General features: G+C 42.5%; 14 protein-coding genes. 3 read left to right on the forward strand and 11 right to left on the reverse strand.

All coding sequences use genetic code 11. The annotated features are described in order from the left end of the window. Nucleotides 1-177: 177 nt before the first annotated feature. From JWQ54_RS19255 to JWQ54_RS19270, 4 genes are read right to left on the reverse strand one after another with little or no spacing between them, the layout of a single operon-like run. Nucleotides 178-1,620, reverse strand: coding sequence for a rubredoxin (locus JWQ54_RS19255; protein ID WP_299588129.1), 1,443 nt, complete (start codon nt 1,618-1,620; stop codon nt 178-180). Between the two features lie 11 nt (nt 1,621-1,631). Continuing rightward, nucleotides 1,632-5,156 carry a nitrate reductase gene (locus tag JWQ54_RS19260; protein WP_299588131.1) on the reverse strand — a complete coding sequence of 1,175 codons (3,525 nt, stop codon included), beginning with the start codon at nt 5,154-5,156 and terminating at the stop codon, nt 1,632-1,634. A gap of 20 nt (nt 5,157-5,176) precedes the next feature. Beyond that, on the reverse strand, nt 5,177-6,478 hold the full coding sequence (locus JWQ54_RS19265; RefSeq protein ID WP_299588133.1) for an MFS transporter: 1,302 nt from the start codon (nt 6,476-6,478) through the stop codon (nt 5,177-5,179). Nucleotides 6,479-6,511: 33 nt separating this feature from the next. Continuing rightward, nucleotides 6,512-8,053, reverse strand: coding sequence for an alginate export family protein (locus JWQ54_RS19270; RefSeq protein WP_299588134.1), 1,542 nt, complete (start codon nt 8,051-8,053; stop codon nt 6,512-6,514). A gap of 505 nt (nt 8,054-8,558) precedes the next feature. Here JWQ54_RS19270 and JWQ54_RS19275 point away from each other — a divergent pair. Beyond that, complete coding sequence (locus tag JWQ54_RS19275) at nt 8,559-9,251, forward strand: Crp/Fnr family transcriptional regulator (RefSeq protein WP_299588136.1); 693 nt, start codon at nt 8,559-8,561, stop codon at nt 9,249-9,251. Between the two features lie 122 nt (nt 9,252-9,373). Here JWQ54_RS19275 and nirD read toward each other — a convergent pair whose 3' ends face one another. Next, nucleotides 9,374-9,724, reverse strand: coding sequence for a nitrite reductase small subunit NirD (gene nirD / locus JWQ54_RS19280; protein ID WP_299588138.1), 351 nt, complete (start codon nt 9,722-9,724; stop codon nt 9,374-9,376). 36 nt (nt 9,725-9,760) lie between these two features. Continuing rightward, on the reverse strand, nt 9,761-12,253 hold the full coding sequence (nirB, locus tag JWQ54_RS19285) for a nitrite reductase large subunit NirB (RefSeq protein WP_299588140.1): 2,493 nt from the start codon (nt 12,251-12,253) through the stop codon (nt 9,761-9,763). Between the two features lie 268 nt (nt 12,254-12,521). On the opposite strand from nirB, the gene cobA reads away from it, so the two are divergent. Next, complete coding sequence (gene cobA, locus JWQ54_RS19290; protein WP_299588142.1) at nt 12,522-13,250, forward strand: uroporphyrinogen-III C-methyltransferase; 729 nt, start codon at nt 12,522-12,524, stop codon at nt 13,248-13,250. Between the two features lie 9 nt (nt 13,251-13,259). After that, nucleotides 13,260-13,610, forward strand: a complete 351-nt coding sequence (locus tag JWQ54_RS19295) for a hypothetical protein (protein ID WP_299588144.1) — start codon at nt 13,260-13,262, stop codon at nt 13,608-13,610. A 79-nt stretch (nt 13,611-13,689) separates the two neighbouring features. On the opposite strand, the gene JWQ54_RS19300 is transcribed toward JWQ54_RS19295, so the two are convergent. Genes JWQ54_RS19300 through JWQ54_RS19320 form a run of 5 tightly spaced genes read right to left on the reverse strand, consistent with a single transcriptional unit; the run spans nt 13,690 to nt 23,378 of the window. Further along, on the reverse strand, nt 13,690-14,124 hold the full coding sequence (locus JWQ54_RS19300) for a MarR family transcriptional regulator (RefSeq protein WP_299588146.1): 435 nt from the start codon (nt 14,122-14,124) through the stop codon (nt 13,690-13,692). Between the two features lie 23 nt (nt 14,125-14,147). After that, nucleotides 14,148-17,441, reverse strand: a complete 3,294-nt coding sequence (locus JWQ54_RS19305) for an efflux RND transporter permease subunit (RefSeq protein ID WP_299588149.1) — start codon at nt 17,439-17,441, stop codon at nt 14,148-14,150. Continuing rightward, complete coding sequence (locus tag JWQ54_RS19310) at nt 17,438-20,695, reverse strand: efflux RND transporter permease subunit (protein WP_299588152.1); 3,258 nt, start codon at nt 20,693-20,695, stop codon at nt 17,438-17,440. Before JWQ54_RS19310 ends, JWQ54_RS19305 begins: the two co-directional genes overlap by 4 nt. 44 nt (nt 20,696-20,739) lie before the next feature. Further along, a complete protein-coding gene (locus JWQ54_RS19315; RefSeq protein WP_299588153.1) occupies nt 20,740-21,915 on the reverse strand; it encodes an efflux RND transporter periplasmic adaptor subunit in 1,176 nt (391 codons plus the stop codon). 20 nt (nt 21,916-21,935) lie between these two features. Further along, nucleotides 21,936-23,378, reverse strand: coding sequence for a TolC family protein (locus tag JWQ54_RS19320; RefSeq protein ID WP_299588156.1), 1,443 nt, complete (start codon nt 23,376-23,378; stop codon nt 21,936-21,938). Nucleotides 23,379-23,646: the final 268 nt, after the last annotated feature.

Raw genomic sequence — 23,646 nt, forward strand, 5'->3', positions numbered from 1 at the left:
CCTACAGGTCATAGGTCCAGGTAAATATTACAGACATCTTTCGATTTATAAAAATGTATACACACCGGAGTCTTCAAAGGAGAGGATTCTGAAGAAGAGCGAAGCCAAAGTCCTCTCCTTTGGAGAGATTATTCACATTTTGTTTATTTTTAATGGTGTTCATAAAAGCTTTGCTGTTTAGGTGAGGTGCTCATTTATTGATCCAACCAGGCTAAACTCACTTTTGGTAGCTTCGCATACCGGGCACAGATATTCGGATAGATTTTCAAAATCAGCATCTTTTTCAATGTTATTTACGCAATCACCGTATACTTTATCGTACCTGGTTAAGCAATTATTGCATTGATAAACTTCCTTCTCCTGATGAAGGGGGGTAGTTTCTTCACTAACTGCTACAGGTGAAACACTATTGCTTTGTATAGTATAAAATTCCGCACAAAGCCTTATCAAATGTGTGCTTAGCTCTGAAGGCGCTATTTCCTGCAAATAAGTAACATAATCTTTTGAGTTCGGATTAAAATCCCTTGTGTGCAAAATATCAAATAATGTGTTTTTGTCCTTTTTTATAATAACCGAGCCGGTTAAACCAGTTTTTGGCTGCATTTTAATAGCGAAACAAAGCTGGTATGTGCGCAGATCTGCTTCCTCAAACTCACGTACCAACTGCTTTTTAAGCGCTAGGCCCTCATTGCAAATATCTTCTATCTGCCAGTTCAGCTCGTTCGCAGCATGCCTGACGTTCAATCTGTACTTACTCAATATAATTCCCCATTGGTTACGGTCAGCAGGTTCAATACCTTTTATTATGATTGACTTCCAGGGTGTAGAATATATTTGCCCAATACGGCTTTTAAGGCACAACTGGCAAGCTTCCTTTAAAAAATCAAGTAAAAAAAGCTCGTCACGACGATAGATTCCAAGCCAGTATTTGTTATTGTACTTATTGAAGCCTTCGTAATATGGCAAATAAAAATCAGGCAGCTTTAATTCCTCTGTTACCGGCTGAAGCATAGCGCCACTTTTTTTCAAAAGCATTTTATAAAAGAGCTTCTCATCCACATCATTTCGATCATAAAAAAGTGCTTTGTTTTGCAGGATAATCTCTTCTGCAATTTTTGCTATCACCGGTATATCATCCGAATACACCAGCGACGGACAACAGCACAGTTTACCGGTTTTTGGGAAACGGATATATAAATACCAGTAATTATTAGTGTTGGATGCAATAAAGTTAATGTTCCCGCTAAAGAATGGGACAAAGGTTTGCTGGTTATCAATTAAATTTACTTTTAAACGCGGCCGATGGTCAAACATATCCAGGATATCCTTATAAACCCCCTCACGCAGCCAGCCTTCATGGTTAAATATTGTATCAGCTACGTATGAGCTAATGATATTGGGATGTAGATCTGCAGAAATCTCGTAATTAATTTCTGCTTTAAGCATATCCAGTTCCAGATCCTCCAGGCAAGTTTCATTAATACCAAAGTATAGCTGCTGGCGATTACCGAAACGAATATATTCAGCCCCTGCGCTTTCAGCTATCGCCAGTATTTCATACAGGTCGCCCGCCGAAATGAAACCGCCCGGCAAATTTATTTTAATTATTTGCTGCTTCATGTGTTCATTATCTAAACCACTTTAGTCATTATAATACTTTGCAATGCGTCATCCAGCAAGCGTTTGACTTCCGGCCTGCATGAGCCGCATCCTGTACCCGCACCTGTAGCAGCACATAAATCCTTCATATTGTCACACCCATCCTCGATTTTCTTCCTGATATTTTCCCTTCCCACGTTATTGCAACTGCAAACCAATTTTCCCAGCACCGGATCAGCCTTATTGCCGCTGCGTAATAATTGCAGCCTTTTTTCGCTTAACTCGGTCTTGTTTGCAATGAGGTCCTTAAACTCAAGGAATTCACTTTTATCACCGATCAGTATGGCACCTACCAGCCTGTCCTGGTGGATGATGCATTTTTTATAATATCGTTTTGCCTTGTCAATAAACACCACTTCTTCGTAGTCTTTATCGTCGGGGCATTCAGGCAAACCAATGCTGCATAGGTCAAAGCCATGAATTTTAATGATATTCATAAATAAACTGCCTTTATAATAGCTTGCTATATCACCATTCAGGTAACCAGCAACCACTTCGGCCTGTTGTTCAGCAGCGGCGGTAATACCGTACAAGGTGTGTTCAAACTCAGCAATTTCGCCAATGGCATAAATATGCGAATCGCTGGTTTGCAAACGTTCGTTGACTACTACACCCCTGCGGCATTCCAAACCGCATTCTTTGGCAATTTCAAGGTTTGGCGTGGTACCTATAGCCAGTATCATGGCATCGCAATTGATCTTGCGGCCACTCTTTAAGCCGATACCCGTAAGTTTTGAACGACCGTAATAAAGCTGCACCTCATCATCATAATAAATATCGCAGCCCTGGTCAGCCATCTCCTCGTGCAATAACCGGCTACCCAGGTCATCAAGTTGCCGGTTTAAAAAACGCGAAATACGCTGAACTATGGTGATCTTTATTCCCATCTCCCGCAAAGAGGCAGCCATTTCCAGGCCCAGCAGCCCACCGCCAACAATCACTACATGACTGTTATTGGATATATGTCTCTTAAAACTATCAGCATCTGTACGGCTGCGCATCGTAAAAATGCCGGGCAATGACGGTACATTTTTGGGTACAGCCGCCCTGCTCCCGGTAGCCACCAGCAAAACATCGTAGCTGGTTTTTATGCCTCTTGAATCAGTAACCTGTTTGTTTACCCGGTCTATTTTTTCAATGCTCACACCCCGCAATAAACGGATATTGTATGCAGGCTCATCCTCATCTTTCATTTTCACCAGTTGCTCCCATTGCTGTTCGCCGCTGATATAATCAGGCAGCATCACCCGGTTGTAAAAGGGGAAATTTTCTTTGCTGAAGATGGTAATTTCATCATCCGGGTTAAGCGCACGGTATGATTTTACAAAACCATAAGCACCGGCCCCCGCTCCTATTACCACAATACGCTGAAATGGTTTTTTATACCTGGAAACATTAACAGCACAATATTTAAAATCAGGCTCTTTTGATATGGGGTCAACCTGGCGTGAAGTAATGTTGTTGGCCCGGTTAAGATCATTGCCTAAAATTTTACCCCAATGCATAGGTAAAAAAACAACTCCCTGTTTTATTTGAGTTGATATTTTGGCCTTAACCCGCACTTCACCGCGGCGTGAACTTATCACTGTAATATTCCCTTCGCTTATTTTTAAAGCAGCAGCATCCTTTGGATGTATCTCCATAAATGACTGCGGATGATGCTGGTTAAGCTTATTTACCTTGCCCGTTTTGCTCATGGTATGCCACTGATCGCGAATGCGGCCGGTAGTGAGGATAAATGGAAAATCACCATCCGGCATTTCGCTGGTCAAAATATCAGGCACCGCATGAATGATGGCTTTTTGTGAAGGCGTATAAAAATGTTTGTCGGTAAACAAACGGGCAGTTCCCTGTTCAGGGCCTTTTTTTTTGTATGGCCATTGCACCGTTTTTTGCGCCTTCAGGATCTCATAATTTACCAGGCTGATATCAATATTGGTTTTGGCAGTCAGCCTGGCATGCTCAGCATAAATAGCTGCAGCATTTTCAAAGTCAAATCCTTTATACCGCATTTTGCGGGCAAAGCGGCAAATGATCTCTGCATCAGGCAATGCTTCACCAGGCGGCTCAATTATCTTGTTCAGGTAACTTATACGCCGCTCGGAGTTGGTCATGGTGCCTTCCTTTTCGGCCCAGGCGGCGGCAGGTAATATCACATCCGCATAGGCCAGGCTTTCCGGCTTATTGCTGATTTCCTGCACCACTACGAATTTAGCTTTCTTTAAAGCTTCCTCAGCCAATCGTACGTCAGGCAAGCTGGTTAATGGATTAGTGCAAAGTATCCATATCGCTTTCAACCTTCCGTCATTCAGCGCCTCAAACATTTCCGTAGCCGTTAATCCGGGGTTGGGATCAATCACCGTACCACCCCAAAACTTTTGTACTTCTTCACGATGCTGCGGATTGCTCAGCTCCCGATGGGCAGGCAATAAATTTGCCAACCCGCCTGCTTCGCGGCCACCCATAGCATTGGGCTGACCTGTTAAAGATAGCGGCCCTGATCCCGGTTTACCAATATGCCCGGTAATGAGGTTAAGATTAATGAGGCTAAGATTTTTATTTACACCAACTGAACTCTGGTTAAGCCCCATCGTCCACATGGAGATAAAACCCTTTGCTTCGGCAATATATTTTGCGGCGAGGCGGATATCGTGTTCGCTTACCCCGCATACTTTTGCTGATTCGGGCAGGCTTTTTTGGAACACCAAGGCATTGTATTTCTCAAAGCCTTCGGCGTGATTGGTTATAAAATCAAGATCAATGTCGCCATTCTCTATCAATACCCTTCCGATAGCATGATTAAGCGTAATATCAGTTCCCGGGTTGATCTGCAGATGCAGATCAGCGATGCTGCAGGTATCGGTAACACGCGGGTCGACTACAATTATTTTAACACCAGGATTAGCTGTTTTGTGTGCCTCAACCCTTCTCCATAAAATAGGATGGCACCAGGCCGGATTGGCGCCTGTAACGTAAAAGCAATCGGCCAGTTCAATGTCGTCATAACAAAGCGGGACACTATCCTCGCCCAAAGCCATCTTATAAGCGGCAACAGCGCTACTCATGCATAAGCGCGAGTTGGTATCAATATTATTACTGCCGATAAACCCTTTCATCAGTTTATTGATCACATAATATTCTTCAGTCAAACATTGCCCGGAAGCATAAAACGCCACTGAATCGGGCCCATATTTATTAATGAAGGTTTTAAAAACAGCAACGGTGCGATCAAGCGCCTCATCCCAGCTAACACGCTGCATGGGCATGCTTTTATTATACCGCATTTGCGGATGCAATAATCGGTCAGACTTATCATTGACTGTATAATGCAGGTTGAGCCCCTTACTGCAAAGCATCCCTTTATTTACGGGATGCTCTTTATCTCCTTCAACTAAAACATTACCGTTTTTATCCTTATGGACAACCACACCACATCCAACCCCGCAATAACAACAGGTTGAGGTTGAAGTATTTATGTGCTGCTTTTTTACCGACATTTGATTTTGTATCTGTTAACTTACCGGGCTATCTCACCTGCTAATACTTCTGCACCATCAAAAGCTTCGTTTGAAACAGGTTGTTTTTGAAACCTGGTGATCAATACGATCAATGCCACCGCAATTACTGTGTAACCGATATAAGTAAAAGCCTGGACATAAGTGATGGCAGATGATTTAAAAAGAAAGCCAAACATCATTCCGCCAAGGTTGCCCCCTGCTCCTACTATGCCGCTTACCATGCCTACATTTTTTGTATTTACAAAAGGCACTATACCATAGGTAGCCCCGTTGGACATTTTGAGAAACAAGGCGAACGAAAGCATGGATACAATAGCAACCAGCAATGTTCCGGACTGTGCAAATAAGATCAGCCCGCAGCCTTCCAATAATAAAACCCCTGCCAGTAATAAACCTTTGCCTCTCATGCCAAATTTCTTCCCAACTTTATCAGATACGATGCCACCCAGTGCCCTTGCAAACAGGTTCATAAATCCGAATATGCCGGCCCAAAAACCAGCCGTACTTTGTGAGAGATGAAATGAATCAACAAAATGCAGTGATGCTACGTTATCAAATGTGATCTCCATACCAAAGCACATGGCATAGGCTATTGTTAATGCCCAAACACGCCAGTCGGTTAATATAGACCAGTCGGTTTTAGTTTGTTTTTTAGTATACCCAATCTCGTCATAATTGCCTTCAGGAGTATCCTTTGTATACTTATAATATAAATAAGCAATAATTAGCATCATTATTCCAGGTACTATCATCGCGAAGCGCCAGGCTTCAGCTTTGGTATAACCAAATCCTACTATGGCAGCAAAAATGAGCGGCATCACCATGTTAGTTACACCTCCGCCCAGGTTGCCCCAGCCACCCGTAACAGCATTTGCAGTACCTTTTATATTAGGCGCAAACATCATAGAGGTGTGGAATTGTGTGATCACAAATGATGCCCCGACAACTCCTATAGCTAACCTGAAGAGCAGAAACGAAGTATAGTCATGCGCCAATCCTACCAGGAATACAGGCACTGAACCTATTAATAATAACCTGACGGCAACTTTTCGTGGCCCCCAGGTATCGCAAAGCTTACCTATAATTAAACGCGCTATGATTGTAGCGGCTACCGATGCAATAATAGTATTGCCTACCTGTCCTTTTGTTAAATGCAATTCGGCCCTTATAGTTGGCATTAGCGGCGCAAGGCCAAACCAGCCGAAAAAGCATACAAAAAACATGAGCCAGGTAATATGAAAAGTGCGCATCTGTACACCCTTAAAAGAAAATATATTGAGTTTGCTGAGTTGATTCTTCATAATTCTTAAAATTTATGATAGTGTAAAACCATATTATTTATTCAGAAATTCGGGTTTGATGTTAAATTGCAGGTAGGCCCAAACAGGGCTTAGTCTGCTGCTGCCGGGGGTTATGTTTTTTGCATACTCCATACTGCTTGTAGCTGCCATATAGGATAACCCAAAATCCACGACAGTGAATTTATTGAGCTTATAAGCAGTTGTAAGATCAAACTCGGTACCCAGGTATTTACTTACCACGGTACCGTTAATATTCTTCTGGTCGTCAGCCAGGTAGAAATAATGATTGGCTAATTCGGCAGAAAATCTTTTACCGGATGATGTATACTTTACTTTTAAAAAGGGATTATTCAAACCACCGGTTGGTGAACCGCTTGCTGCATAGAAATAATCCATATAGCCATGAAATTTATGCGGGGTTCCATAAAGCGGATCGAAACGATGATTGATTTTTGAGGTAGAAAAGGCATCGTTACCAGACGAATAATCCATCCCTGCCATATAGCTAACCGTATTAGGCTTATACATTAAAGAGATGCTATACATATAGGCACTTAAAGAAAGTCCGTCCCTGTCATGCCCTCCCTGGTAGTAGTATGATCCGTTTGCCGACCATTGATTTTCGCTGCCAAATACGGGGTTGATCAATAAACCTGTAGTATAGCGCAGGTTTACACCCGATTGATTAAAATGCTTGCCGTATACATAGCCAATATCAGTTCCCGAAACGTTTTTAACAGAATCCAGAATATATTTCCCAAACTGGTCAGTCAGGAATATGCCTGATATTTTTGTTTTATCTATTTTTTTGGATACATATAGATATTGAAGCGCTTTATAGTTCTGGTTCAATGCATTAGTTCCCGGTGGATTCACAAACACCGGGCTCCCATTTTTTGAGCTGATACCGGCGGCGTTTACTAAAGGGATAAAACCTGCAGGTGTGTTGGCCACATTACCTTTGCTATCCCTTACCGTGGCAGGAACGTTGGCAGGGGTATAATAGGTGCCGTTATAATTAATAGCGTCAGTATTCTGGTTAAAAGCACCACCCAAATCGAATTGCCATCCTTTTTGCAATGCTTTTAAAACTATGGCGTCATGTCGCCGCCCCTGTTGCACCCAGTCTAAATTTCCAAGCAGGCGTTCATCGTCATAAACCAACTCTTGCCTTCCTACTTTTATGGCAAAATAATCAAAGGGGGATTGTTTAAAAGATGTATCCTTTTTATTCGATAAAATGATCTCTGCCCAGGCTTCATGCAATTCCAGTTTGTTGCCATCAGTGCTGCTGAAGGTAGAGGCATCCTGCCCCCACAGCCTTACGTCCTGAATTGAAGTGTGAAAAATAAGTTTACTACTATTATAATTGAAGATAAGCCGGGTGCGCTGAGAGATAAATACTGCATTTTTATTCCCGGTGGGTTCTAAAGTACCGTAACCATCACGTAATTCGCCTCTGGTTCGCAACTGACCTGCCAAAGAGAGCTGTGCAGATGCCTTAAATGAAGAAAAACATGATGAAAGTAATAGAATTAGCGCAATAGTGTATTGATTTGATACATTTTTGTACATTTGAAATGGTTTTTTTTGTTAAAGCGATAAAAACTGTTTAACCCTGCCCGGGAATGCGACCTCCCGGCAGGGATTTTTTTATTCTATTAAGTTTGATTTTTTGTCATAGGCTATATGTTTTTTGATATTCATCCAGATATTAACTTTTATCGTTATAAATATATCCAATTTAATATAAAAATTCCACTTCAGCTTAAAAAAATCATAATTTTTATAATTAACATCATAAAATATTGAAACATTGGGGTAAATTTTTGACTTTTTTAATAAAAAATAACTTAAATGAATTTTTGATAATTAAAATTCGGATATTGACAATTAAAACTTACTTTATCCAGGTCATTTATTGATTTTTATTGATAAATAGCCATTAATAAATCAGATAATTAACATATTATCTCAATTTATTATAAAATCATGTAAAAAATACACCAAATGTCAGGCAAATCAGAAAACCCACATTATTACCCGGTCATCGGACTAAAAATTCACTCTTTTCCGCAAAATGAAAGAAATAAAACAAGCATGTAACCTGAAAGACTGTTTTTTATGCAGACATTCATTGCCAGAGTGGCTTCAGGCTGTTGAAGTACATAAAAAGAACTTTAAGGTTAAAAAAGGCGAGGTAATTTTTAAAGAAGGCGATAAGGTTACTGGTATTTATTTTGCCTATGCAGGAAAGGTAAAAATTCATAAGAAATGGGGCAAAGACAAAGAGCTGATCATAAGGTTTGCCACAAAAGGCGCCATTTTTGGTCACAGGGGCCTAGGGACTCATAACGTTTATCCGGTTTCTGCAACAGCACTTGAACCCGGACTTATATGCTATATCGATATCGGCTTTTTTGATGCTACATTAAAAACAAATAACAATTTCGCTTATAACCTGATGTTATTTTTTGCCGACGAACTCCAGGAATCTGAAAAAAAAATGCGAAATCTTGCTCACATGTCTGTTAAGGGTCGTGTTGCGCAGGCCTTGATCATATTAAAAGAGCAATTTGGCACAAATGACGATGGATCTCTTGCCATTGAGCTTTCGCGCCAGGACCTGGCATCGTTTGCTGGTGCCACTTATGAAACCGTATTCAGGGTAATGAATGAACTATTGAAGGAAGAATTGGTTGAAGTAAGCGGCAAGAAGATCATCATTATTAACCAGAAAAAACTTTTGCAACTAACAGCAGACGATCTTTAATTTACATGCTTTAAGTATTCCCCGCCGGTGGCGGGGAAACTTAAAGGCCATCTTCTCTTCTCCAGATGGATTTAGGTCCAATATATTGCAATCAATGTATTGAAAAGTCATTTTAAATATAATCAGGCAACACCTATATAAACTTTACCATCTATTACCTTAACAGGATAGGTAGTTATTTTATAATCATCACCGCCCAGGCACTCTCCTGTTAATAACGAGAACGTTTTTTTGTGGAAAGGGCAGGCAACTTTGGGTTCGCAATTTTCACCTGCACTTCCGATCATTCCCCTGGATAAAACCATTTGCTGCTTATGCGGACAAAGGTTTTGCGTTGCATACCACTCTCCCCGCCGGGAGAAATTATAAACAGCAATTTGTTCATCGCCGTGCTTTACACAAGCACCACCATTTTCGGGAACATCATCAGCATAACAAGCCAGGATCCATTCAATTGCAATAGTTGTTTCCATATTATTTAATCTTAATATAATGCACTAATAACGATACTACCACTTTGCTTTTACCTGCTCGCGCATAGGCACAAATTGAACAGACGGATCTTTTTCTTTTGGCGCGTTAACAAAATGCGCGAATCGTTTACGCAGCTCCGGATTTTCAACTACCTCTTTCCATTCGCAGTGATAGGTATTTATCAGCGACTGCATCCCTTCTTCCAATTGAGCAGCCAAACCAAGGCTATCATTTATAACTACGTTTTTCAGGTAGGCCATTCCGCCATCCATTTTATTAAGCCAGATTGCTGTACGCGTCAACGGATCGGCTGTGTTTATGTAAAACATCAGGAACCTGTCCAGGTATCGCACAAGCGTTTCTTTGTCAATATCAGTGGCAAGTAATTGTGCATGCTGCGGATTTGAACCACCATTACCACATACATATAAGTTCCAGCCTTTTTCGGTAGCGATTATGCCAAAATCCTTCGACTTAGCTTCGGCGCATTCCCGCACGCAGCCGCTTACCCCGCCTTTTAATTTGTGAGGCGCACGGATGCCTTTGTACCTATCCTCAATTTCAATAGCGAACGAGACACTATCATGCAGGCCGAAACGGCACCAGGTACTGCCTACACAGCTTTTTACCGTACGTAATGCCTTACCATAAGCATGACCGCTTTCAAAACCAGCGTCTATTAACTCCTCCCATATTAAGGGAAGGTCATTTAAATGAGCTCCGAACATATCAATGCGCTGACCGCCAGTTATTTTGGTGTATAAGCCATACTTCTTAGCCACCTGCCCCAAAACGATGAGTTTATCAGGGGTGATCTCTCCACCCGGAATACGTGGCACAACCGAATAAGTGCCACCCTTTTGAATATTCGCTAAAAAGCGATCATTGCTATCCTGAATGGTGTCCTGCTTCACGATCACATCATTCCACAAGCTTGCCAGGATACTGGCAACAACCGGCTTGCAAACCTCGCAGCCATCACCTTTACCATAGTGATCAAGCACCAGGTCGTAATTTTTAATTTTATTTATCTTCACCAGGTCATACAATTCCTGGCGTGAGTATTCAAAGTGCTCGCATATTACATTTTTAATATACTGCCCGTTAGCCTTCAAGGTACCCGCTATCAGGTCCTTAACCAACGGGATACAACCACCACAACCCGTTCCGGCTTTGGTGCATTTCTTCATTCCATCAATATTGCTTACACCCAATTCGGTAACAGCTGAACAGATCGACGCCTTATTAACTGCTTCGCATGAACAAATAAGTGCATCATCAGGCAAGCTCATCACACCGGCGCCTTCGTTCTCAGCCCCTCCTCTTGAACCCAATATCAGGTCTTCAGGGTTTGGCGGAAGAATTATTTTATTATTAACAGTTTGCAGTAAGATATTATACGCACCTGCATCGCCAATTAAAATTCCGCCCAATAAATATTTCCCATCATTGCTGAGATTGATCCGCTTATAAACACCTTTATGAGTATCCTCAAAAACTATGGTCCGGCAGCCTGGCTCCGTAACAAAGGCATCACCAAAGCTGGCCACATCCACACCAATCAGTTTCAGTTTGGTGCTCATATCATAACTGTAGAATAATTTACTACCCCCGGTTAATTGAGACACCACAATATCAGCCATTTCATAACCGGGTGCAACAAGGCCATAAATCATCCCTTCATATAAGGCGCACTCGCCAATGGCAAAAATGCGCTCATCGCTGGTCTGCATTTTCTCGTTAACTGTAATTCCGCCACGTGTGCCGGTATGCAGACCAGCCAGCTTTGCCAGCTCATCGCGCGGACGTATCCCGGCGGATATCACCAGCATATCAATGGCAAGTACACTACTATCATTAAAATGCAGCGCCTCTATTTTATGATCTCCGCCGATATAGGAAGTACTTTTATTTAAATGAACATTTAAGCCCAGTTCCTTCAATTTCGATTGCAGCAGGGAGCTGCCGGCCGAATCGATCTGCCTTGGCATTAGGCGGGGCGCAAATTCAATAACATGTGTTTCTTTTGTCCCCAGGTCAATTAATGCTTTTGCTGCCTCCAATCCCAAAAGTCCGCCTCCCATTACTGCCCCATTTTTTGCATTTGCGGCATAGGCTTTTATAAGCTCCAGGTCTTCAATGGTACGATAAACAAAAACGCCCTCTTTTTCCACTCCGGGAAGGTCAGGCACAAAAGCTGATGAACCTGTGGCCAGCACCAAATAGTCATATTTTATAGTAAGGCCCAATAAGGAATGTACTGTTTGGGCCGCGCTATTTATTTCCTGGATCGGATCACCAAGATGCAGCGTTAGTCCATTTTCAGCATACCAGGATTGAGATGAAAGGGATAGGTCATCAGCAGATTTTCCATTGAAATATTCGCTCAGGTGAACCCTGTCATAAGCACGGCGCGGTTCTTCGCCAAAAACTACAATATTGAATCGGGATGATTTGGCTATCAGTCTTTCACAAAACTTATAACCTACCATGCCGTTGCCAACTACGATGATTGTTGGATTTGACATACACGGTTTTTTTTAAATGTTAAAGCAATTTCAAATAAATCATACCAAAATGCGACCTCAAGTATGTTTATAAAACAATTTTAAATAAAAAAATTCAATTATTCAAATCATTTTATTAAATTGGTCATATAATTTATTTATTTATTGAATATAATTGTCTAATTATATGATTTAAATTATAAATTTCTAATTTTTCATGATAAAATTTAAATAATAAGTGAGTTTTATTTAAAATAACGCGATAAAAAATACATTTTTTGAAAAAACAATGAATAATATCCACAATTTGCCAGAATTATTTGTATTAGGGGCCGGACCGGGTGATCCGGAATTGATTACTGTAAAAGGATACCGTATTTTGCAGCAGGCTAAAGTGGTATTATATGATAATCTTGCCAATAAAGAATTATTAAGCCTTACTCCCGATGATTGCGAACAAATATATGTGGGTAAGCAACCTTATGGCGATTATACACCGCAGGAACAAATACATGAACTGATCAAGCACTTTGCTTTTACCAAAGGCAGTGTTGTACGTTTAAAAGGCGGCGATCCTTTCATATTCGGACGGGGATTTGAAGAGGTCCTGTTCGCAAGAGAAAATGGCATCAAAACCTACTTTATACCGGGCATCACCAGCATGCAGGCATCCGGGCTGGAAGATATACCACTTACACACCGCGCCATAAGTGAAAGCGTTTGGATAGTTACGGGAACTAAAAAAGATGGCATGCTATCGGCCGATTTAAAATTAGCCATTCAAAGCAATGCTACCGTGGTAATCTATATGGGCATGAAAAAACTGCGTGAAATTGCCCAAATCTACATAGAATCAGGCAATGGCGATATACCGGCAGCAATTATACAACATGCCTCCAGGTCTAATCAAAAATCTGCGAGGGGAATGGTTAAGTACCTTCCCACAATGGCCGAAAGCAAACAATTAACCTATCCTGCAATAATTATCATAGGGGCCGTAACCAGTTTAATTAATTGAAATACTAAAATGAAAATACGCATTAAAGGAAACTCGCTGCGCTACAGGCTGATTAAAAGCGATGTAAATAGTTTTAAAGAAGTTGGCTACATTGAAGAACACACCTGCTTTTTGGGGCAAACGCTGAGCTATGCACTGCAACGGAACACTGGTAATAAACTTTCTGCGACATTTGAAAATAATAAAATAACTCTTTTTATGCCTGTTTTTATGGCCGAAGATTGGGTATTGACGGATCGGGTTGGTTTTGAGGATAATGATAACGGATTATACCTGCTGGTTGAAAAAGATTTTAAATGTTTGGATAATGTAGCCGAAGACCAAAGTAACAATTATCCTAATCCATTAGTGAAATTTTAGTAAAAAAAAAGAGCATTTTATCAAACTATAAAGGATCTGACAAAAGCATTTTTTAACTTTTAATGGCGCAGGGGCCTTGCTAAAAAGCCACCTTCTTCGCCAAATTCTGCTGGATCATTTCTGACACTTCGAAAAACGTCATCAGTTTTTGCCGCTCTATACCGGCCCCGGCCAGCTGGTTTATTTTTTCAACGCTTAATTCAATATGCGGAATGGAGCTGACAGCTGACTGGGAAAGCGATACGTAATGCTGACGCCTGTCATCGGGGTTGATGTTTATTTGTACCAGGCCGCGCTTTTCCAGCTCAAAAACAATTACTGTGGTGCGCGATTTATCAATCTGAAGCAGCTCCGCAAGTTTGTTTTGAGTTACGGGTTTTTCCTGCGTAGCAAGGGCCAGTACAACTTCAAAATGATGACCGAGCTTAAAAGCAGAAAGCTCTTTTGAGATCATTTTGGTGTATAAGTGATTGATCTTTTTTAATCGCTGTGATATTAACTGTACACTTTTCATAGGCTATTTTTAATAGGTGTAAATTATTTTCCGTTCTGCTTATTTCGTTCATGCGCCTCGCGCGATGATTTATTTTCGGCATGAGCCATAGCTATATCATATTCCAATTCAGGGTCAATATTTTGTTCTTCAACCTTTTTAGCTTTTTCCATCAGTTCTTCGTGATGCGCCTGAAGCCATTTTAGCTGTTTTTTACCGTACGAAAAACGGGTAAACAGTACAAATAGCACAGGTACAATAAATATGGAGATGGTTGATGAAGCTATCATACCTCCCAATACAGTTACACCAATGGTGTTCCTGGAAGCTGCGCCGGCGCCGGTTGCCAGGGCAAGCGGCAATACGCCCAATATAAATGCCAGCGAAGTCATAATAATAGGGCGGAGGCGTAAACGCACGGCTTCAAGGGTTGATTTGATGAGCTCTTCTCCCCGGTCAACCCTTATTTTGGCGAATTCAACAATCAGGATCGCATTTTTGGCTGACAAGCCAATTAAAGTTATAAGGCCTATCTGTGCATAAACATTATTGGTAAGTGCCGGGATACTGGTAAGTGCCAGGATAGCGCCAAAAGCACTTATCGGCACAGCCAGCATCACCGAAAATGGCACCGACCAGCTTTCATACAATGCAGCCAGGAACAGGAATACAAATATGATACAGAACAGGAAGATATAAACTGTGGTTGAGCCCGCTTTGATCTCCTCATAGCTCAATCCCGAAAACTCAATGGTGTATCCCCGGGGCAGGGTTTTAGCTGCCAGCGCTTTTAAGGCATCCAAACTTTGCCCGCTGCTGTAACCATCTGGTATAGAACCGTCAACTTCAGCCGAGCGGAAGATGTTAAAGTGCGAAATAAGCGGGGCTGCAACGGTTGGCTTATAATGGATAACTGTGCTCAGTGGCACCATATTGCCCACCGAATTCCGGACATAATATTTATCCATATTAGTTATAAGCGCACGATAAGCGGTATCGGCCTGCACCACTACGTGGTAAGTTCTGTTATAAAGGGTAAAGTTATTTACAAACAAGCTGCCCATATAAGCCTGCATGGTTGAAAAAACATCTGAAATATTGACGCCAAGCTTCTGGCATTTTTCCCTGTCGACTGTAAGATCATAGCTTGGGGTGTGTGCTGAAAAATAGCTGAAGGCGGTTGATATTTCCGGGATCTTATGCGCTTCGGCAACAAATTTTTTAATAACCTTTTCAAACTGGTGAATATCGTCAGTAGAGCTTCCCTGTTCAATTTGCATGCTGAACCCGGCTGCAAGGCCAATGCCCCTTATTGGCGGCGGCTGGATAACCACCACGTTTGCATTTTTTATCCCAGCTTTGGCAATCCGCTTTTTTATTGCATCAGTAATACCGGCTACCTGGGTTGCCGGTGTGGTACGGTCATCCCAGGGGGTGAGCATACAAAACATAGAACCGTTGTTTGAGTTTGCGCCACCGTTTAATATGTTAAAGCCCGATATGGCTGTATAATGTAAAATACCGGGAGTTGAGCCAACTATTTTCATCAGCTTCTCCATTACGTTTACCGATTGCGTGGTTGAAGATGCTTCCGGTAATTGATAGGTGATGAAAAGCCGCCCCCCATCTTCTGAAGGCACAAAGCCCGATGGTTTTGTTTTGAACAAAAGGATGGTGCCCACACAAATGCATACCAGGATAATAACGATAAACCTGGAATGTTTAATACTCCTTTTTACCCCGTTTGAATATTTAAAAGTCACCTTTTCAAACCAGGTATTAAAATGATAGAAAAGCTTATCCAGCCAGTTTGATGATTTTTTGTTGATGTGGCTTGGCCGCAAAAGCAAGGTACACAAAGCAGGAGTTAACGAAAGCGCAATAAAGGCCGAAAACATAACCGAAATAGCAATTGTTATTGCAAATTGCTGGTACAGCCGGCCCACAATACCGGGTATAAACCCTACAGGCACAAATACCGAAGCGAGAATGAGCGCTATGGCAATCACCGGTGCAGAAATTTCTTTCATGGCATGGTAGGTAGCCTCCTTTGGCGACATGTGCTGCTCATCAATATAATGCTGAACCGCCTCGACGACAATAATGGCATCATCTACCACAATACCTATGGCCAGGACAAAGCCGAACATGGTTAGGGTATTTATGGTAAAGCCAAGCGGGATAAAAAAGCAAAAGGTAGCTAAAATTGATACCGGGATAGCCAGGATAGGGATTAAAGACGACCTCCAGTTTTGAAGAAACAGGAACACAACTATTGCTACCAGTCCGAGTGCTTTTAGCAGGGTGCCGATAACCTCCTGCATGGAAACCTTTATAATGGTTACTGACTCAAACGGAACGGTGTAATCAACATCTGCAGGGAATGATTTTTTTAACTTTGCCAGCTCGGCATAAACGTTTTCGGCTGTTTGAAGCGCATTACTCCCCGGCGATTGGTACACCTGGATAGTTGAGCATCGGTTCCCGTCGGCAAAGGAATTGCTTGAAAATGTAAATTTTCCAAGCTCAATCCGCGCAACGTCCTTCAGGTACACCAACTGGCCCGTTGCAGGAATTGTTTTTACAATAACCTTTTCATATTCCGGCACTTTATTGATCATGCCATTAACAAGGATCCCTATCTCGTTAGCCTGCGTTGATTTTTGCGGAGGCGCACCGGCTGATCCTGCTGCCACATACACGTTTTGAGCATTCAACGCGGCAACAACATCCGCTGGTGTTAACTGGTACGATGCCATTTTTTCGGGGTTCATCCAAACCCTCATACTGAAATTATCTGTACGGGCGCTCACATCGCCAACCCCCGGAACACGCAATATGGCATCCTCAATAAACGTATTGGTATAGTTATCAAGAAAAGTGATGTTATGCGTTTTCTTTGGCGAATAAATGGCGATCAACATTAGCTGATCCGGGTTACTTGCACGTACTGTTAAACCAAGCTTGCTCACTACAGCCGGTAATATAGGCTTGGCAATACCAACACGATTTTGCACATTCAACGCAGCAATTTGCACATTGGTGCCAATGTTAAATGTTACCCTGATACCCACACCGCCGCTGTTGGTACTTGTGCTGGTCATATATTCCATCCCGGGCGTTCCGTTTACCTGCTCTTCAACCGGGATAGCCACCGTTTGTTCAACCGTTTGCGCGTCGGCCCCGGTATAAGATCCGTTTACCGAAACACTTGGCGGCGAAATATTGGGGTACTGATCAACCGCAAGGTTAAAAAGACAGATGGTACCCGAGATCATTAAAACTACTGATATTACAATAGCGGTAACCGGTCGTTTTATGAATGTATTTGCAATCATATATGATCTGGATTACTAAGCGAACGTGACTTTTCAATCTCGTATTCCAGCTCAGGGTCAATATTTTGTGCTTCTACCTTCCTGGCTTTTTCCATCAACTCCTCGTGGTGCGATTTCAGGTATTCCAGTTTTTCTTTTCCGTACGATAAACGGGTTATCACCACATATAGCACCGGCACCACAAATATGGCGATAGTTGATGCCGCAAGCATCCCACCCAGCACGGTAAAGCCAATGGTGCGCCTTGCTACAGCCCCTGCGCCTGTTGCCAAAACCAACGGTAACACGCCCAGGATAAATGCCAGTGACGTCATGATAATAGGCCGTAAACGCAGGCTAACCGCATCCAGGGTCGACTTTAGAAGATCTTCTCCCCTGTCGACCCGCACTTTGGCAAACTCCACTATCAGGATGGCGTTTTTTGCAGCAAGGCCTATTAACGTTATCAAACCTATTTGTGCATAAACGTTATTGGTAAGGCCGGGCACGAACAATAAGGCCAGGATAGCGCCAAAAGCCCCAACCGGCACAGCAAGCAGCACCGAAAACGGCACCGACCAACTCTCATACAACGCCGCGAGGAACAGGAAAACAAACGTGATGGAAAACAGGAAGATATAAATAGTTGTCGACCCGGCTTTTTGCTCCTCATAGCTTAAGCCCGAAAACTCATAGGTGTAGCCTTCTGGCAATGTCTTGGCCAGGTCCTGCAAGGCGGTTAATGCCTGGCTGCTGCTGTAACCATCGGCATTGGCTCCGTCAATTTCAGCAGTACGGAAGATATTGAAATGCGAGATTAGCGGCGCTGCTTCAGTAGGCTTATAGCTGATAAGCGTTCCCAGCGGAACCATGGTACCCGCCTGGTTGCGCACGTAATATTTATCCATGTCAGATACCATCGTTCTAAAGGCAGTATCAGCCTGCACAACCACATGGAAAGTGCGGTTATAAGTGGTGAAATCATTAATGTACAAACTCCCCATGTAAGCCTGGATAGTGGTAAACACATCGGCTACGTTTACGCCAAGCTTTTCGCATTTTTCGCGGTCTACATTCAGGCTAACATTTGGAGTATGGGCAGTAAAAAAGCTGTATGCCTTGGTGATAGCAGGGTTTTTATTAGCCCGGGCCACAAAATCATTTACCACCTTTTCAAAGGCATGCACATCGTCATTGGTGCTGCGCTGCTCTATCTGCATGCTAAAGCCAACGGTTGAGCCTACACCGGGTAATGGGGACGGTTGGATCACCTCTACATTTGCATTGTTGATCCCCGCATCACGGATGCGCTTCTGCAACACGCTTATTATCCCGGGCACCTGCTCGCTTGATTTGGAGCGGTCATCCCAGGGGGCAAGCTGGCAATAAATGGTGCCATTGTTTGAGTTGCTTGCATTGGTTACCACATTAAGGCCGGAAAGGGCTGCATAATGTGCCACACCCGGAGTTGTGCCGATAACATGCATCAGCTTGTTCATCACATCAACCGAAGCCGCTGTTGACGCAGCCGGCGGCAACTGAAAGGTTACGTATAAATTCCCGTCATCTTCAGAAGGAATGAATCCCGATGGTTTTGCCTGGAACATAAAATAGGCACCGGTGCCAATACACAATAATAAAATAATAATATATCGTGAGCCCGCGATGCTTTTTTTAACGCCATTGGTATAACGTGCGGTTATCCTGTCGAACCAGGCATTAAACTTATTGAACCATTTATTTAACCCGGTTCCCTGTTTGGCAGGGTCAGTAGGCTTTAACAACAAAGTACACAATGCAGGTGTTAATGATAATGCTATAAATGCTGATATTATTACAGATATAGCGATTGTGATAGCAAACTGCTGGTACAAACGGCCAACTATACCCGGTATAAAGCCTACCGGAACAAACACCGCCGCTAAAATTAGCGCAATAGCTATTACCGGAGCAGAAATGTCCTTCATAGCCTGGTAGGTAGCCTCCTTGGCCGACATTTTATCATGGTCGATATAATGCTGCACCGCTTCGACCACGATAATGGCATCATCAACCACAATACCAATGGCCAGCACAAAACCAAACATGGTTAGGGTATTGATAGTAAAGCCAAGGGGTATAAAAAAGCAGAACGTCCCAAAAATAGAAACCGGGATTGCCAGAACCGGGATGAGTGTTGACCGCCAGTTTTGTAAAAACAGGAATACGACCACTGCAACCAGCGCTAATGTTTTTAACAAGGTGCCAACAACATCCTGCATGGAAACCTTTACTACCGTAACTGATTCAAACGGAACGCTGTATTCAACATCGGCGGGGAAGGTTTGCTTTAACTTTGCCAGCGCATCATAGACTCCTTTTGCCGTTGCCAGCGCATTACTTCCAGGCGCCTGGTAAATTTGCAGGTATGATGCCCGGTGACCGTCGACAAATGAATTACTTGAAAAGGTAAATTTACCCAGTTCAACTCTTGCCACATCTTTAAGATACACCAGCGCCCCTGTTGCAGGGGTTGTTTTTACAATGATGTTCTCAAATTCAGAGACTTTGCTTAAACGGCCGTTCACCAAAATTCCAAGCTCGTACGTTTGGCTGGAGGCCTGCGGCGGCACACCGGCCGTTCCGGCTGCCACCTGTACATTCTGGGCGTTCAACGCATTTATAACATCGGTTGGCGTAAGGTTGTATGAAGCCATTTTTTGGGGATTCATCCAGATCCGCATACTAAAATCGTCCGTAAACCTGTTAATGCTGCCCACACCCGGAACGCGTAGCAACGCATCCTGGATAAATATATTGGTATAGTTATCCAGGAAAGTAATGTTGTGTGTGTTTTTTGGCGCGTAAACAGCAACCATCATGAGCATACTTGGATTTAGCGCCCGCACAGTTAGCCCTAAACGACTTACAACCGCCGGCATTAAAGGTGTAGCAATACTCACCCGGTTTTGAACATCTAATGCGGCAACGTCAATATCGGTCCCTATTTTAAAGGTAACATTCATTGACATCAACCCATTATTGGTGCTGTTGCTTTGCATGTACTCCATGCCCGGGGTGCCGTTAACCTGTTCTTCTATAGGAGTGGCCACAGTTTGTTCCACCGTTTGGGCATCGGCGCCTGTAAACTGGCCGTTAACCTGTACTACGGGTGGAGTAATATCCGGGTACTGATCGATAGGCAGCAGCAGGATACATACTATCCCCGTAATTACCAGTACAATAGAGATCACTATGGCTGTTACGGGTCTTTTTATGAAGGTATTAGCAATCATACTTTAATTTCATCTAAATAAATGCAGTATAGCCTGCGTGAATTTTATTGCCTGCCGCCTTTACCTTGTGTTGGAGCAACTTTGTTAGCTGTAGTTATTTGCGAGCCATCATGCAGTAACTGAACGCCGTCGGTAACTATCCTGCTGCCCGGGGTTATACCGCTTTCTATAATGACGTTGGGGCCTATAGTTTGGCCAACCTGCACCTTTTTTTGAGCTGCAACCAGCGCTTTTTTCTTTTTCGTAGTGTCGGGGCCTGTTTTATCGTTTATCATGCTATCCTTTGCCGTAAATACAAAGTATTCGCCCATTTGCTCAACAACAGCCTTGCTTGGCAATACCATTTGCGGCGATGTTTCTTCGTTATGAACGCGCACTACGCAGCTCATGCCCACCCTTAAATAATTTTTAGGATTAGGGAATACCAGCCTTACCCTGATGGAACCTGTTTGTGAATCAACGGCACGGTCAATAACAGAGATCTTCCCGGTAAATGGATAAAGTGAATTATCAGGCAGAAGAATGGTAAACAAAGAATCGACATTGTGCTTGCCACCCTGCAGCTTTTCAAAATGCGGCAGCTGCTTCTCATTAATAATAAAATCAACTGCTACCGGATCAACTGTTGAGATCGTATTTAAAACCGTTGTACCTGGCGTAACCACATTGCCCAGCTTTACCTGGCTAAAGCCTATTGTGCCATCAAACGGAGCGGTGACTATAGCATAAGTTAAATTGGTTTTAGCAGTTTTAACCGCCTGTTCTGCCGATTTAACCGAGTTTTTAGCGTTTTGCAGTGTTATTATCGCATGGTCATACAGTTGTTTGGCTACGGCATTGTACTTGTTCAGGTAATCATACCGGTCTGCATCCTGCTGGGCCTGTACCTGGTTCCCCTCGGCCATTTTTGCGTTGGCAATTGCGGCATCATAGTTGTCGCGGTAGATCCTTTCATCTATTTCATACAGTTTCTGGCCTTTTTTAACGTTGGTTCCTTCTGTGAAAAATATCCCTGTAATGGCACCCTGTATCTGCGGAAGCAAGCTTACCTGGCTTAGCGCTGCCGTTGTTGACGGGTAATTATCAAAGTATAAAACATTTTTTGTTTTTAACTTTATTAAGCTTACCGGCACTTCGGGATTTACGGGCGGCTGTTTTTTTTTGCAGGCAGTAATAACCAGGCAACTTAAAAAAACAGCATTCAAAATTACTCTATTCATTGAGGCGGTTGTTTTAATAATTAGTAAGAAATAATTCCCATTGATTTTTCAAGATCGATTTTGCTTGATAACAACTGAAATAGGGCATTCAGGTAGCTTGTTTCAGAAGTTATCAGGTTTGATTCGGCAGTTATCACATTTAAATAAGGCACGATACCTTGCTTGTACTGAAGTGTTACAACAAAATATACCCGTTTTGCCATAGCCACATTTTTTTGCAGCAGCTGCAGGTTATAAAAATTGCTTTTGTAATTGGCTATGGCCGTTTTATATTCTTTGTTTATCTGCAGCTTAAGGTCTGTTTCGTCCCAGTTGATAAGCTGTTGCTGCAGCTTTGCCTTTTGCAGATTGTGAGTTCGTGAAAACCCGGTAAAAATGGGAATGCTGAATGAAAGGCCAACCAACTGGCTTGGGTATGAGTTTGACAGCAGATCAGAAAACCGGTTATTTTGAAAAGCCAGGTTATAATTATAAAATGCTGATAAAGTTGGCAAATACGAAGTGCGGTAAAAATTTACAGTTTGTGTTTGCAGCGCTTTGCTGGTTTCGATCTGTTGAAATTCAATGCGCCTTTCATATTGCAGCTGCTGCGCGGTGTCAATATAAATGCCCTTGATCATTTGCACGGTATCAAAGCTTACATTAAACTCCTTTTCTACAGGGAACCCCATTAGCTGTTTTAAAGCGGCATATTGCGGAACCACATTTTCATTAGCCTGCTTAAGCTGTGCTTTGGAATTATTAAGGGTGATATCCGCTTGCTCATAGTCTGTTTCATCAACAATTCCACCCTTGTATTGATGATAAGCATCACGCAGATTTTTTCCAAGACGGGTGGTATCCTCTTTTAATACATTGATCTGCTCAAGCGTAAGCAGCACATTATAAAATGACTTGCTTACAGACGACACCAGGAAGATCTTAGTACTGTCAGTAATCTGCTGTGCCTGTTTTAAGAACAAAGGCGCGCTTTTATAGGCATATAATAAGGTTGGGCTAAATATGGCCTGCGAAACTGACACCCCGGGGATAAAGGTATTAGTGGATTGCCCCCTGGAAGACGATGTTGATGCACCTGTTGGCGTAGTTGTACCCGGATTGCTAACATTGCCATTACTTGATGTTTGCAGGTAATGGATCAGATCGCCGGAGGCGGTTGCCTGCGGAAGCCATCCTGATAAATTTACCCCGTTTGTTTCTTTGGCGATGCTTACATTTATTAAAGCTTTGTTTACTCCCGGTTGGTGTGTCATCGCATAATCAATGCATTGTTGCAGGGTAAAAAACTGGCCCGGGCTGTTTTTGCCGGTATCCTGCGGATTAAAGGGCACTAACAGTGTGTTTTTGCTGGTATCGGGCTGGGTAACCGGCGGCAAATTGTTTTTTTGCTTTACCTGGCACAAGGCAGTCAGCGGTAAGCAACATAAACAGGAGATAAATATTTTAAAGCGGATGCTATCCATATAAAAAGCTATACAGCGTTCTGAATTCAGAATGCTGTGTTAAAAATTAAACTTGCTTTATGTACTATTGCAATAGCCAGAGATCGGCTGCTGGGCGGGATTTCCGGTTATCTTAATAGGGGCGTACAAAAGTGGGGAAAAAATAAGTTTCGTTACAAGTAACATTTTTGTTAAATTAGTTAAATCATATAATTGTTACGATTAACAACCATTTAATTGCTGAATTGAGTGTTCTGGTGAATTAAATAATTTTAAACCAATAACTTAT

Source organism: Mucilaginibacter sp. (genome assembly GCF_028288225.1).
GTDB lineage: Bacteria > Bacteroidota > Bacteroidia > Sphingobacteriales > Sphingobacteriaceae > Mucilaginibacter.

Excerpts from the sequence above, each read along its gene's own strand:
- JWQ54_RS19305 (WP_299588149.1), bottom strand. The coding sequence starts at position 17,441 with ATGATTGCAAATACATTCATAAAACGACCGGTTACCGCTATTGTAATA.
- JWQ54_RS19320 (WP_299588156.1), bottom strand. The coding sequence starts at position 23,378 with ATGGATAGCATCCGCTTTAAAATATTTATCTCCTGTTTATGTTGCTTA.
- nirB (WP_299588140.1), bottom strand. The coding sequence starts at position 12,253 with ATGTCAAATCCAACAATCATCGTAGTTGGCAACGGCATGGTAGGTTAT.
- JWQ54_RS19310 (WP_299588152.1), bottom strand. The coding sequence starts at position 20,695 with ATGATTGCTAATACCTTCATAAAAAGACCCGTAACAGCCATAGTGATC.
- JWQ54_RS19270 (WP_299588134.1), bottom strand. The coding sequence starts at position 8,053 with ATGTACAAAAATGTATCAAATCAATACACTATTGCGCTAATTCTATTA.
- JWQ54_RS19255 (WP_299588129.1), bottom strand. The coding sequence starts at position 1,620 with ATGAAGCAGCAAATAATTAAAATAAATTTGCCGGGCGGTTTCATTTCG.
- JWQ54_RS19295 (WP_299588144.1), top strand. The coding sequence starts at position 13,260 with ATGAAAATACGCATTAAAGGAAACTCGCTGCGCTACAGGCTGATTAAA.
- JWQ54_RS19265 (WP_299588133.1), bottom strand. The coding sequence starts at position 6,478 with ATGAAGAATCAACTCAGCAAACTCAATATATTTTCTTTTAAGGGTGTA.
- JWQ54_RS19275 (WP_299588136.1), top strand. The coding sequence starts at position 8,559 with ATGAAAGAAATAAAACAAGCATGTAACCTGAAAGACTGTTTTTTATGC.
- cobA (WP_299588142.1), top strand. The coding sequence starts at position 12,522 with ATGAATAATATCCACAATTTGCCAGAATTATTTGTATTAGGGGCCGGA.
- JWQ54_RS19300 (WP_299588146.1), bottom strand. The coding sequence starts at position 14,124 with ATGAAAAGTGTACAGTTAATATCACAGCGATTAAAAAAGATCAATCAC.
- JWQ54_RS19260 (WP_299588131.1), bottom strand. The coding sequence starts at position 5,156 with ATGTCGGTAAAAAAGCAGCACATAAATACTTCAACCTCAACCTGTTGT.
- nirD (WP_299588138.1), bottom strand. The coding sequence starts at position 9,724 with ATGGAAACAACTATTGCAATTGAATGGATCCTGGCTTGTTATGCTGAT.
- JWQ54_RS19315 (WP_299588153.1), bottom strand. The coding sequence starts at position 21,915 with ATGAATAGAGTAATTTTGAATGCTGTTTTTTTAAGTTGCCTGGTTATT.